Here is a 13,577-nt window from a genome sequence, read left to right as displayed (position 1 = left end):
TACTTCCTTTGCTGATGACTTTACTTGATTCCGGAATGGACCATCGTCTCCAACACTTTGCGCTGGAAGAGCAGGAAGATGATCAAATTCGGGATAAATATGAGCAATCCGGCTGCGGCGGCCATGTTCTGTCCTGCTACATTGTTCTGCAGTCCGCTAAGCAAACTGTTCACATAGAACGGTAACGTACGCATCGCTTCCTTCTGCATAAACAACGTTGAAGTTTCGACATCGCCCCATACCCCTTGAAAGGTCAGGATGGATATGGTCGCTATAGCCGGAACGGATAACGGCAGAATGATTCGCCTGAATATACCGAAATGACTGGCCCCATCGATTTTAGCCGCTTCCAACAGATCATTCGGGATCTGCGAGATAAATCCAACCAACATGAACACGGCTACCGGCGATGCGAGCGACGGCAGAATATGCCCGAAGTACGTATTATTCAATCCAAGGCCACTGATAACGAGATAGCGCGGAATTGAAACGGTCTCCGGTGCAAACATCAGGGAAAGTGTAATCAATCCCATGATGAGCTGTTTGAAATGGAATTGATATTTGGCCAGCACATACCCTGCCATCGTGCTGACCATGATGACACTGATCAACGTAAGCGATACAACGACCATACTGTTAAACAAATAGCGCGTGAACGGAACCATCGCATTGGAAGCGTGCAGAAACAGTGTCTCAAAGTTATGCAATGTCGGCTGCTGAACGAAAAATTGTGGTGGAAACAAGAACAGTTCATTCTGCGGTTTAAAGGCATGGTTGAAAATAAATACAATGGGCAGCGACATAAATACAGCCAGACATGTAAACAACGAGATCAGAATAACGTCAAAGGATGATACATTTCGGAGCTTGCGCAATTTGGTGACCATGATTACTGCTCCTCCTTTGAGTTAAACAATCGATAAGCAAACCGCATGACAAAGTAGCTGAACAACAACAGCATGACGGACACCGCTGAGGCATAACCCAGTTCAAAGCGGATAAAGGCATAATCATCAACATGATTAATTATCAGATGACCCGCATACTGCGGAGTCACCGGCATGCCTGTTAGCTGCGTCGAAATGCTGCCAGCTTTGAGTGTTCCTACGATTGTCATCACGGCACTAAACAACATCTGCGGCTTCATGGAAGGAATGGTGATATAGAACACTTCCTGCAAGCGGTTGGAAATGCCGTCGATGCGGCCGGCTTCGTAAAGCTCGCGATTGACGGTCTGAAGCCCGGCAAGCATGGCGAGAAACCCGACGCTGAAGCTCATCCATAACGAGACGAGAATCATAATGGGAAGTAGATATTTAGGATCCTGCAGCCACGTAATCTGGGAATCAATCCAGCCCATGCTCAATAAGAAGTTATTAAGATAACCGACGCGATCTCCGCTGAATGCTGCTATCCATACCACCGTTAGTGCTATGCCGCCAGCCATGGAGGGGGCATAGAACACCAGTGTGTAGTAGTCCCGGACTCGAAGCGGCAGTTGGTGAATGAGCCAAGCGAAGAAGAACGACAGAATGTAGCCGCCTGGACCAACAATTAATGCAAACAAAAAGGTATTCGGCAGGGCTTTCGTCAGAAAGACGATATCCTGCGTAAATAAGGCAATAAAGTTGTCAAACCCGATAAAGTTCAAACTGCCGAACCCATCATAAGATGTAAAGCTGAGCGTCGCTGCCATGACGACAGGTATGACAATGAACACGAGAAAGCAGAGCAGGAAAGGCGCCAGGAACAAGTAGCAGAAGCGTCCTTTCTTAGGTCTTTCAGAAACCGTGTCCATCTCGTCGCCACAGGTGATGTGTTCTTGGGTGGTTGTACTGCGGGAACAAGCTCTGTTTTCACGATTCTGTTTCCTCCCATACGTACGGTTCTGTTATCTGCGGAACGTTTAAACTCCGTCCATTGATGCCGAAATTCCGCTGTCTGCGATCCATCTCTCTTTGTAGGGACAGATGTGCTTCTTCCAATGATTCGTCCGCAGGGATACCGTCAAACACGGTGCGATTCCAGGCAAATTCCATCTCACGTGCCAGGAAGTAATAACCTGGCACGTTCGGCATGTTCACGGCCCAACTCGCTTGTTCCCGAATCGCTTTCAAATCTTCCGATGGCCAGCTCAGGCTTTTCATCGCCTCCACATTAGCCGTGTTCCAGCGGTATTCGATCCCGTAATAAGATTCCATGTCCTCGGCATATCTTGCTTGCACGTCCCCGGAGGTCCACCATTTCAGGAATTCCCATGCTTTGTCTTTCTGCTCACTCTTCTTCATGATCATGGCAGCCGATAGACCTTGCGGAGACCAGCGCACAACCTCTCCGTCGTCCTGTTCGATTCCTGGCAGAGGCGCAACCTTCCAATGGCCCGTAATCTCCGGCGCAGCAACCTGTAATTGAACGTAGGTATTGAAGTCTGATATCCCGATCGGAATATCGCCGTCCCGGAAATGCTGGAAGAACGCCGGGATGTCGATCGGCAAATTATGCTTAGTAAACATCTCGGTCCATAATGTAAACGCTTGTTGAGCTTCTTCGCTGAACAGATTGGATTGCAATCCGTCTTCCGTATAAGGATCGGCTCCGTGCTCCAGGAACAACGTAGAGAAATCAGCCTTCGGCACATTCATCGTCATGCCGTTCTCTTGAAGCGTAGGCAGAATATCAAATACATCCTCCCAGGTGTCAGGAACCTTAAGGTTCAAACTCTCCAGAATGTCCGACCGATAGAATAGCAGTTGGAAATTCTGCACTTCCGGCAAGCCGTACGTGCCGCCATCATAAATCATGGCTCTCGTCACCCCGGGGATGAATTGACCCATCACCTCATCAAAGTCTGGATACTCGGATAAATCTTCAACTGCATTCCGCATCGCGTAATCAGCAGGTATCGATTCTCCTACGCCAAGCGCAATATCAGGAACTTCCCCTGCGGCATTACCTAGAATAAGCATGTTCGGATTCGGCATCAGATTGATGTTGACTTCAATGCCGGTCTTCGGGGTGAAATCTTGACTCACTAACTCCCGCAGCAGATCAACATAGTCACGACCGCGTCCTACCCAGATCGTTAGCGCCCCTTCCTCTTCCGGACCTCCAAGATCATAATCCATGTAGAAGGAACGGGAGAAATCGGCTAAGGAGTACGGTATCCGTGAGAGTGCAGTCGGTTCCTTGAGCCCGGTCTTGGCATCTGGTGCACGCACGACGATATAATCCAGCAGCAGCGGCTGCTGGGTCAGCGTTGACATCCAGGTGCCGATATTGGCCTGAATCGTAGAGAACTCATTCACCTTGCTCGGAATTTCATTCACGTCGGCCAGCATATCCTCGAGAATAGTAACCGATGCCTTGATGGCCTGGGATAAATCCGATTCCCTTTCATTCACAGAATTGGTGTAATCCCGAATCATGTTCAAGCGCTCCGTTATCGCTTGGAGCTTGGTCTCAACTTCGGGATCATATTTCTTCATCTCCCATGTTCGAGTCGAATCGATATTGGCATCGGACGCTTTCTTGCTGTAGTTCCCTGTGATGAGTCTCATCTCACGGTCAAAGGCAGCAATCTGAGATAGCGTATCCTTCAGAGCAATCAGTATTGGCTGCATAGACGATGAGTCCGCCACCATTCGAACCGTGTGTTTGCCTTGCTCCAGAAAGAATTGATAAGGCTCGCCCGCTTCATCAGCAAGCGTCGTAATTTCAAATTCCTTATGATAATCGATGCCGTAACTCAGCATCTCTTGGAAAGGGACTACACCGTCAATGGATAACGTGCGGTATGCCTTAAATCCGGAACGATAATTCTGAAAATTCTTCAGGTCAATCTCATAAAAGCCGTCCGTCGGCACCTCGATCTCCCACTCGACCCATTCTCCCGGTGACTTCCAACGGTTGCCACCGAGTACATTGTAGGTAATCCGTCCCTTGGGATCTGGAGATATGTATGGCTCTGCCCAACGATCAGTCTGAATCGAGAGATGTGATTTGCGAGCAAATTCCTCCGCTTCCCGGAACTGCACCCCCTCCGATTTTCCTGGTACAGCTGCATATTCTGCTTGATAATCCTTATAGGATGGCAAGGCCTCTGGCATGCGGAAGGTGATTTGGTGCAGCGCAAGTCCACCACGCTCACCATGTAGCCTGAGCGTGTGTTCTCCCTGCTCCAACTTGTATAACAAAGGGCGTGAGGAGGCCGAATAATCCGTTACGGCTTTACTTGTCCACTCGTTCAATTCCACCTGTTGCGGGCGAACTTCCATGCCGAGCTCATTGCGATCATACGGATATTTCGCATCCTTCCACATGCGTTCGAGCTCAATTCGCTCCGATTCTTCAAACGGATATGCTCCATCGATCATGACACCTCGGATAACGGAACTATTGCTGCCGGGAAGCGGTCTATAATCAAGATGCAATTCATACAGTCCCGTCTGCTCGACTTCAAACGTCCAGTCCACATAACCAGATTCGTTGTGCCAGTTCAACACAGAACGTCCGTCTTCATTCGATTCGCTAAGCTTGGCATCTGTTGAGGTTCCCGTATATTGCAAAGCTGGAATGGATAGCTCACTACCTGCTTGACCGTAACGTTCATCATCACTCACTTCTTGCATCATTATTGAATACGGAATTTTGCCTCCGGCCGGTTGAAATTGGAGCAATTCCTCGGCTGTTACTTGTCCGTATACAACGGGCTCCTCGGATGCCATCCACCGGATCGCACCGAAGAGCAAACCAACAATGATCACTATTTGAAGAGGTATCCGAAGATAGCGGGGAAATCGACGCTTCTTCATGCACCATCTCTCCCAATTACAACTTCCGTCTGCTCGTCAAAAAAATGCACCTTGTTCATTTGAAGCTCAACGGATACGATCTCGTCCGTATCGTATCTCGACACGGGCTCGGTTCTGGCGATCAAGCGAAAGGACCCAAGTTGGACATAGACGTAAGAGTCCGCTCCGGTCTCCTCCGTCATCTGCACAATACCCGGAATGAGCGACGGAGCTTCATCGATACGACCCCGATGAAGTGTGACATGCTCCGGACGCACCCCAAGAATAACGTTCTTCGTGGATACGGTTGTGCTTTGAAAGCGGGCTGCGCAGTAATCCGGCAGCAGTAACCTCATTCGTTTATTGGAGAAATAATAACTTCCCTCGCTTACCTCAATCGTCCCTTTCATGAAATTCATCTGCGGTGATCCGATGAAACCTGCCACGAATACGTTCGCCGGTTCATCGTACAGCTTCCTGGGAGCAGCGACCTGTTGGATAACGCCATCCTTCATCACAACGATGCGTGATCCCATGGTCATCGCTTCAACCTGATCATGCGTAACATATACCGTTGTTCGCTTCAAATCCTGCTGCAGCTTGATCAGCTCGGCCCGTGTCTGAGCCCTCAACTTGGCATCCAAATTCGAGAGCGGCTCATCCATCAGGAATACTTGCGGTTCTCGGGCGATGGCTCTGCCGAGTGCTACCCGCTGCTTCTGGCCACCAGATAGCTGACTTGGCTTGCGTTCCAGCAAATGTGATATCTCTAATATCGTGGCGACTCGCTTCACACGAGAATCGATCTCGTGCTTCGCCGTTTTACGCAATTTGAGGCCGAGCGCAATATTCTCGAGCACGGACAAATTCGGATACAGCGCGTAGTTTTGAAACACCATCGCGATGTCCCGATCTTTAGGAGATACATAGTTCATGAATTTTCCGTCCAGATACAACTCCCCGCTGCTGATTTCCTCCAAGCCAGCCAGCATGCGCAGTGTCGTTGATTTACCACATCCTGACGGTCCGACCAGCACCAGAAACTCGCCTTCATCAATCGTTAGATGAAAGTCATTGACTGCAGGGCGGGATTCGCCTTTATACCGTTTAAATACATGATCAAAAGTAATGCTTCCCACCTAATCTCACCTCTCGCTTTACTCATCTGCCGTTCTCTTCATAATGGTAGCGCATTCAAGTAGCGTCCTAAATGAGGGGGAATTAACCTTTGTAGTTCATTATTAATCTCTATCCCGCTGGGAATGGACATATGAACCGACCAAATCAAAAGCCCGCGCGATTACCATGATTACACAGTAATTCGCACGGGCTATAGAATGATTTCTTAAGCTCAGTCCACCAAGTATTTAATTTGCAATTCCTCGATGGCCACTTCCCCGTATCCACCCGTTAAGGTGATGACGTTCTCATTGCCCGGCTTCAACGTTACGGTAATGCCGGTATATCCTTCTCTGTTGTGTGTGCCTCCGGTGTTCAATGCATTCACGAAGGAATAATCCACGCCATTCACGGCGAATCTAATCTTGGCCAGAGGCTCTGCCGTTCCGTAAATGATCCCCACCTCTGCTCGGCCGCCTGTACTCCTGCCGTTCACGCCCTCGAATACACAAGCCGAATCTTCTGCACCCATCCCGACGACGACGGTTGTCCCATCTTCCTGCCGCTTCAACTTCGCTCCACCTTTAACTTCACCTACCGCTGCTCGGTAGATTTCAGTGAGGAATGAAGGGGGATTTGAGCCTTGTACTGGCTTAACGCTTCAAGGGTTTGCTGCACCGTTTGTATCGTGCCATCTTCATTGAAATGAAGCTCGTCAATACATACGCTTCTCAGGTTGCCTTCACCTGATATCGCCTGGTTGTGATAGAACAAATACCACTGTCCCTTAAACTCTGCTACCGATCCATGGCTCGTCGAACAGCCAGTAGGTTCCAGGAAGACGCCTTGATAGGTCCAAGGACCAAACGGCTGCTGACTGGTTGCATAACACATCCGATTCAGCCCCTCCAGATTATCCGAATAAGTCAGGTAATACAACCCATTGCGTTTGAATACCCATGTAGCCTCATGAAAATCCTCAAGGCCAACCATCTCCTGGACCTCGCCCTTGACCGTGACCATATCCTCGCCAAGTTCAACGGCCGCGCATACGCCTCCGCCCCCATAGTACATATAGGCCCGGTTGTCATCATCAATGAATACCGCCGGATCAATCATAGCGAAACCGCCAAGCCCCTCGATATATCCCTGATCCTTAAATCCACTGGTTGGCTTATCACTGGACGCTACCCCAATCTTCCACGTATCGTTCCAGTTCGACCCGCTCGGGTGCGGATAGTAGAAATAATAGGTTCCGTTACGGTAGGCACAATCCGGAGCCCACATGAATCCACCCTCAGGTCTGCCCCAGCTAACATCATCCGAGCTCAAGATCTCGCCTTCGTCTTGCCAGTGCACCATGTCCTCTGACGAGAATACGTGATAACGGTCCATCAGATCACACCCTCTGGCCGGATCTACATCATGCGATGCGTATATGTAGATTTTGCCGTCATCCCATACATGTGCAGAAGGATCCGCTGTGTAGATGCTGGTTATGACTGGGTTCATGGATGTTTTCTTGTTTAGACGATTCATAATTTGCAGGTTGCTCTTTTGATTCATGTTAGGTAGTCTCCTTCTCATTTCATTATAAAAGCCTTCGGAAGTCGGCTGACTTGCACGAAGGCTTGGCATTCGCATTACTGATGGCTGGTTGGATGGTTCACCGTTAATGGAATCTGTCCTTTGAATAGCCGGTTAATATCTCCGGCCAGTCGCAGATAGAAATCCGATGAGACCGCAACGCCGTCCGCGTCAAGTGTCAGGAAGTAATGATTCGTCGGAATCATGGAGCTATTTTCGGCTGCTTTGGCAATCGCCGTGCCTTCGTCATACTCGTCGAACATTGCAATGTATCCTGTCTGGATTCCAAGGCTCTTAATGTTATATGCCTGTCTCCACATAAAGTCGCCATGAAGACGGGGAACCTCATTTTTGGGCCCGCCATGTAGATTGGACCATGCAAATCCCGGGAACATAACGGGTTGGTATGCGATACCGTTCTGCTGTGTGTAAGTCAAGTCCGGTTGTAACACATTATTCTTGAAATCATCCGCCCCTTGCAGTGTACCAAAGCGTGCGATCGTCCAAGGGGATATCATATCCAGCTCTTTGTATGCGTTCATGAAATTCGGTTTGGAATCGTTAATCCCCGTTCTCCAATAAGTCGGAACGCCACCGATCACATAGACGCCTTGGTTCTTGAACCATTGAATCAGTTCAATGGATTCCGATAAGGTTCCGGGACGATCCGTGAAACCGATCCCCCAGATACAAACGACGAGTTTGCCATTTTGCTTGGCGTAGGCGGAAGACGTCGTAAGATTCATCGTATTTTTCACATTTTGAGTCCAATCATACTTCACGGCGTTCACCCAGTTGCTTGGATTCATACCGGTAATGTCATACATCACATAGAATTTACGATTGTACGATTCAGCTGCATTCTTCACTTTCACTGCCACGCTATCGCGGTTGGTCTTCCAGCCATTAGGCGTGTTGTTATCTTCTGCCCCAAATCGCTGCAATGCGGCTCCGTCGATATTATAAGCCTGCATCCATTCAAAATGTTTGTTCACCGTTTCCTGGTCATACGAGGAGAACAGTTTGGCAGGCGTTCCGTTGCCCAAGTTTGCGAGATTGGTCTGATACAGCTTCGAATACTCGCGAAGATCAGGGTACATCTCGAAGTTGACATTTCCACTCGTGGACGGTGCACTGCTATTCTTGGACCAATGGATCCAGCCGCCGTTCGGCGATCCGTCTCCGGCTGCGTTAAACCATCCCTGGTAGCCCGCGTAGAGCTTTCCGATCACATCCCCGCCCCCAGATGAAGCAGCGTTAAATTTGAACCAGAGCAGATTAAATAAATTGCCTGCACCGCCTGTAAATTTCAGATATACGGTATGAACGCCCGTCACAGACTGAACCGGGGCTGATTTCGTCTGCCACGTCTGCCATCCGCCCGTCCCCGGAACGGCAACGGTGCCGATTAAGGTTCCGTTCTGGCTGCCGAGACGTACCTCGATATTTCCGCCGCTAGTGTTACTGGCTACTCTGACATCAATCGAAGCAGCACCACTTCCAAAGTCTACATTGTTAAACACAATATAGTCTCCGTTATCGATAAAGGCTACGTTCTGACCACCTTCGCTGGCATTCTCCAACTGAACACCGAATTGACTGCTGTAACTGGAAGCCGAAGTCTGAACAAAAGCTGATGCGGCAGAGACATCTGCAGGAAATAACGGAATCACGAGCAGAAACATCATAAGTACAGCCAGCGCTCTGGCGAGATTCTTTTTCCACTTTGAAATGTACATAATACCCTCCTTCATCATTCAGCCGTTCTTAAAATTGTGGCTGCCTTGCTTGTATTCGTTCACGATGAGGACAGTCATGTTGTCAATTTCATTGCTATGTTGTCTAGAATCTTGGCGGCCATTTCAGGGTTTCGGAAACGTCCTACCTCCTTTCAATATTTGCGCAGAGTTCTTCCTACTTATGTAGCATACCGTGACCCCCGATCGACCTGCCATGAGTCATTCTTAAATTATGCAGGGTAAATTGGCTGAAAATGTCGGCAGGTGCAACAATGTAGCCTGATAGACCTTCTATCCATAAGAAGACTTATTCTAGCTGGTAATCAAGGAGGTTACACATGGTGAAGCGTATGACAGTAGCGATGACAACAGCCCTGCTCGCAGCGAGCTTGATTCAACCCTATATCGGATTTGCTGAGCAAGCCGCAGATCCATCCCCGTTCGTCGTCGATGGTCAAATCGTTGAAGGGCGTACATTGATACCTGTTCGTCACGTCGCCACTGGACTGGGCGCCGATGTGAATTGGAACCAAGCATCGCAGACCGTGACGATCCATCATCAAGGAACGACCGTGCAGTTCAAGATCAACTCCAATAAAGTTCAAGTCGGTTCCAACGAGATTACGATCGATGTACCCGCCCGGGTTGAGCGCGGTGTCACCTACGTGCCTGTCCGTTTTGTAAGTCAGGCGCTCGGAGGGAATCTCGGCTGGAATTCCGAGAATAAGACAACCACGATCTCTCTGAATAATAAACAAGTAATTGTTACGACAGAGGCCAGTTTTAATTATTCACAAATTCCCCAACAGCGTGTAAACACAATCATTCAACAAGCAAATATAGCAACGAACGTCTCAGGGATATCTCAAATTCGCGCACATTTCAAACCTTATTTCACCGATAAATTGATTAATCAAATCATTCGCGATGGCGGATTCTCCTACCGACATCAATTCATGAATCAAGCCTATACGCACGCGAACCAAAATACAGGCACAATAACACAAATCAGCACAGAAGCTTCGTCGACCGTATATGCCGTAGAACGGATGTTGAAGTTAGTCAAAGTGCAAGGACAATGGCTCGTTGATGATATTCATTTTGTGAACTTATACCCTTAAGAAAAAAATGCTTCCTAATTGGGTACCAGTCAGACCTATGTTCGTGACCGACTCGCGTGGACATAGGGTGGAATCGTGGTGGATGATCAGTAGATCGTCAGCAGATCTCTGACAATAGACCAGCAGAACGCCAGAAGACTACCAGTAAATCTCCAGGAGAGCGTCGGCAAAATGAAGGCAGAAAAAAATTCCTGCATATCTGCAGGAATTTATGACCTTAAGCGGTTATATTCAACAAAAGCTTGCAATACTGCAGGCTTTTAACATAAATCAGGCTAAATCGGAAAAATTGAGGATAAAAAGATGCACTTACGCATCTTTTTCCGCTAAAGGGATGAATTTGAATGGGAAAGCGTGCACATATGCATCCTTTAAGTTTTGACAGTGTGTTCACATATCAAAGTAGCGATGCCCGCATGATCTTCCCGGCACCGCCACTCTTTGTATTCGTTAATCTATTGGTCCAGTTCATGAAATGTTGACGTTGCTGCTACAATCTCATCATGTTGCTTCCAGCCGCCAGGTAGTAATACGCCTCATACGCCTCCTCTTTAATTCGCTTTCTGCTTCGGCAAGTAGTTGCGCAGGAAAATACCTAAAAGATATCCAGCCATGCTCATGGCATAGGCTATGAACAAGCTTACATACGCAAAGTGATCATAGGCTAGTTCCGGCAGAAATATTCTGAGTCCATACAAGGGACCTAAGAATATCATCATGACTGGAATACCAAGCAGCAGCTCTTCGGACATGTACCCGATAAAAGTCAGTAACAACGCTGTCAACCAATACAGAGTGGAGAATCGTAGAAATGTTGGTTTGCCGCATCTTCGATAAGATTCATTTCCTGCCCAAATCAACCAGAGCAACAGGAAGAAGATCGTACACCCTACTTGAATAGGTGTAGGTGCGGTTCCCTTCAAATAACTACCGAAGTTAATAAACGAGATCGGTATATTCATTATCAACGCTATCAGCAGCCTCACTAACATCCCGAATCGCCACCCCTCATTTTTTCATGGATATTTCCCGTCCCAACACTGCAAGCATTTCTTCGACCGTCCTTACGCCTACATCACCTTCACCACGTTTGCGCACAGCCACTCGGTCCGCGTCTCTTTCCTGCTCTCCCAGGACGAATGTGTAAGGAATTCGGTTAAGTCCAGCCTCGCGTATCTTGTATCCAAGCTTCTCAGTCCGAATATCCATATCAACTCTCATTCCGGCCTGCGCCAGAAGCTGCTTCACCTTTAACGAGTAATCCAGATCTTGATCCGAGACCGGAATGATCATGACCTGGGTCGGAGCTAACCACAGCGGGAAGGAGCCGCCATAATGCTCTGTCAGAATGCCAATGAACCGTTCCATGGAACCGAATATGGCCCGATGGATCACGACCGGCCGATGTTTCTGGCCGTCTTCACCGATATAAGAAAGATCGAATTTCTCGGGAAATTGAAAGTCCAATTGAATCGTGCCGCACTGCCAACTGCGCTTCAACGAATCGCGAATGTGAAAATCGATTTTGGGACCGTAGAATGCCCCATCTCCTTCGTTCAATCGGTACGAAAGACTCATTTGCTCCAGAACCTGCTTGAGCGATGACTCGGCCTGCTCCCACAGCTCATCAGAGCCCATGGAATCCTCCGGCCTTGTCGACAGTTCAATCGAGTACTCAAAACCGAAGACCTTATACACCTCACCAATCAGTTCGATCACTTGCTGAATCTCTTCCAGAATCTGATCGGGCCGTACAAAGATATGCGCATCATCCTGACATAATGACCGGACCCGCATCATACCGTTCAATGCGCCGGAGAACTCATGACGATGCACTTGACCGAATTCGGAAATTCGAATCGGCAGCTCCCGGTAGGAGTGCAGTGCATTTTTATAGATTAACATATGTCCGGGACAGTTCATGGGTTTTAACGCATACGCTGTCTCATCCACTTGTGTAAAGTACATATTATCCTTGTAATGATCCCAATGGCCGGATATTTCCCATAATCGCTGATTCATCATCAGCGGCGTGCGCACCTCATCATATTCGCGCTGGAATTGCAATCCTCTTGTGAATTGCTCCAATTCTGTCCGGATGATCATTCCCTTAGGCAGAAAGAAAGGCATTCCCGGTGCATCATCGGAGAACATAAACAATTCCAGCTCTTTGCCGAGTTTGCGGTGATCCCGTTTCTTCGCTTCTTCTAGCAGATGGAGATGCTCATCCAGCTGGCTTTTCTTCGGAAAAGCAGTACCATAGATGCGTTGCAGCATCTTACGGTCCGAGTTCCCCCGCCAGTATGCTCCCGCTACGCTCATCAGCTTAAATACCTTTAACTTGCCAGTGGAAGGTACATGCGGACCCCGGCATAAATCAACGAACTCGCCTTGCTCATAGATCGAGATGACTTCGTCTTGAGGCAATTCCCGAATCAGCTCCAACTTATACGGATCCTCTCGAAAGATCCGCTCTGCTTCGGCTCGGCTAACTTCCTTCCGAACGATAGGCCAATCCTCTTGAACGATCTTCGTCATCTCCCGCTCAATTGCGCTTAAATCATCAATCGTAATGGATTGCCCCAAATCCATGTCGTAATAAAATCCAGCCTCGATCACGGGACCTACCCCGAGCGACACGTAATCGCTGCCGTAAATACGCTTGACCGCTTGCGCCAACAAATGGGCTGTGCTATGACGATAGATGTGCAATCCTTCCTCGGATTCACGCGTAATGATGCTGATCTCAGCGTCCGCACACAACTTCGAATTCAAATCAACCAGCCTTCCATCGACCTTTGCGGCAATTGCCTGTTTCCTCAGCCCTGAATGGATAGCGTCCGCGATTTGATACATCGTCGTCTGTGCGGGATACTCCTTCTTACTTCCGTCTGGTAATGTAACTACGATAGACATTGATTATCCCTCCATCAAATTTTGGATTGAACGCAAAAAAACACACTGTCCCTAAGGGACGAGTGCGTTCAGCTCGTGGTTCCACCCTAATTTGACCCAGACTTGCCGACACTATCATCAGCGCGCTCACCCGGATCCTCATTCAGACATCCTGTAACGGGGATGAATCGGTGCTCTCTAATACCTCCAATGTCCAGAGGATTCAAGACCACAGCTACAAAGGGGTAATCACGGAATCCACTACTGAAGAAGCTCACACCACTCACTTCTCTCTCTGACAGGCCGATTCGATGATCATGTCTTTG

10 protein-coding genes are annotated in these 13,577 nt (G+C 48.5%); 1 reads left to right on the top strand and 9 read right to left on the bottom strand.

Features of this window, described 5'->3' with window-relative positions; genetic code table 11:
- Positions 1-20: 20 nt before the first annotated feature.
- The 7 genes from JCM10914_RS07065 to JCM10914_RS07035 all read right to left on the bottom strand — a co-directional run bounded on the left by JCM10914_RS07065 (position 21) and on the right by JCM10914_RS07035 (position 9,235).
- Entirely contained in the window at positions 21-887 is an 867-nt protein-coding gene (locus tag JCM10914_RS07065) for a carbohydrate ABC transporter permease (protein ID WP_023958983.1), read from the bottom strand.
- A 2-nt stretch (positions 888-889) separates the two neighbouring features.
- Complete coding sequence (locus tag JCM10914_RS07060; protein WP_231638544.1) at positions 890-1,753, bottom strand: carbohydrate ABC transporter permease; 864 nt, start codon at positions 1,751-1,753, stop codon at positions 890-892.
- Between the two features lie 103 nt (positions 1,754-1,856).
- Positions 1,857-4,811, bottom strand: a complete 2,955-nt coding sequence (locus tag JCM10914_RS07055) for an extracellular solute-binding protein (protein ID WP_036717214.1) — start codon at positions 4,809-4,811, stop codon at positions 1,857-1,859.
- The gene (locus JCM10914_RS07050; RefSeq protein WP_023958977.1) at positions 4,808-5,929 is read right to left on the bottom strand and encodes an ABC transporter ATP-binding protein; all 1,122 of its coding nucleotides are present in this window, start codon (positions 5,927-5,929) and stop codon (positions 4,808-4,810) included. The genes JCM10914_RS07055 and JCM10914_RS07050 overlap by 4 nt, the downstream gene beginning before the upstream one ends.
- A 212-nt stretch (positions 5,930-6,141) precedes the next feature.
- Complete coding sequence (locus tag JCM10914_RS07045) at positions 6,142-6,480, bottom strand: hypothetical protein (protein WP_023958975.1); 339 nt, start codon at positions 6,478-6,480, stop codon at positions 6,142-6,144.
- 23 nt (positions 6,481-6,503) lie between these two features.
- Positions 6,504-7,475, bottom strand: a complete 972-nt coding sequence (locus JCM10914_RS07040; protein ID WP_023958973.1) for a family 43 glycosylhydrolase — start codon at positions 7,473-7,475, stop codon at positions 6,504-6,506.
- 77 nt (positions 7,476-7,552) lie between these two features.
- Positions 7,553-9,235 carry a carbohydrate-binding protein gene (locus JCM10914_RS07035; RefSeq protein ID WP_023958971.1) on the bottom strand — a complete coding sequence of 561 codons (1,683 nt, stop codon included), beginning with the start codon at positions 9,233-9,235 and terminating at the stop codon, positions 7,553-7,555.
- A 338-nt stretch (positions 9,236-9,573) separates the two neighbouring features.
- On the opposite strand from JCM10914_RS07035, the gene JCM10914_RS07030 reads away from it, so the two are divergent.
- A complete protein-coding gene (locus JCM10914_RS07030; protein WP_023958969.1) occupies positions 9,574-10,356 on the top strand; it encodes a copper amine oxidase N-terminal domain-containing protein in 783 nt (260 codons plus the stop codon).
- A 551-nt stretch (positions 10,357-10,907) separates the two neighbouring features.
- Here the strand turns inward: JCM10914_RS07030 and JCM10914_RS07025 are convergent.
- Both JCM10914_RS07025 and thrS read right to left on the bottom strand, forming a co-directional pair.
- Positions 10,908-11,348, bottom strand: a complete 441-nt coding sequence (locus tag JCM10914_RS07025; protein ID WP_036717211.1) for a hypothetical protein — start codon at positions 11,346-11,348, stop codon at positions 10,908-10,910.
- Positions 11,349-11,364: 16 nt separating this feature from the next.
- A complete protein-coding gene (gene thrS / locus JCM10914_RS07020; RefSeq protein ID WP_023958965.1) occupies positions 11,365-13,272 on the bottom strand; it encodes a threonine--tRNA ligase in 1,908 nt (635 codons plus the stop codon).
- Between the last annotated feature and the right edge of the window lie 305 nt (positions 13,273-13,577).

Source organism: Paenibacillus sp. JCM 10914, assembly GCF_001315105.1.
Taxonomy (GTDB): Bacteria; Bacillota; Bacilli; order Paenibacillales; family Paenibacillaceae; genus Paenibacillus_AQ.
This window is presented reverse-complemented; position numbering and strand designations above follow the sequence as displayed.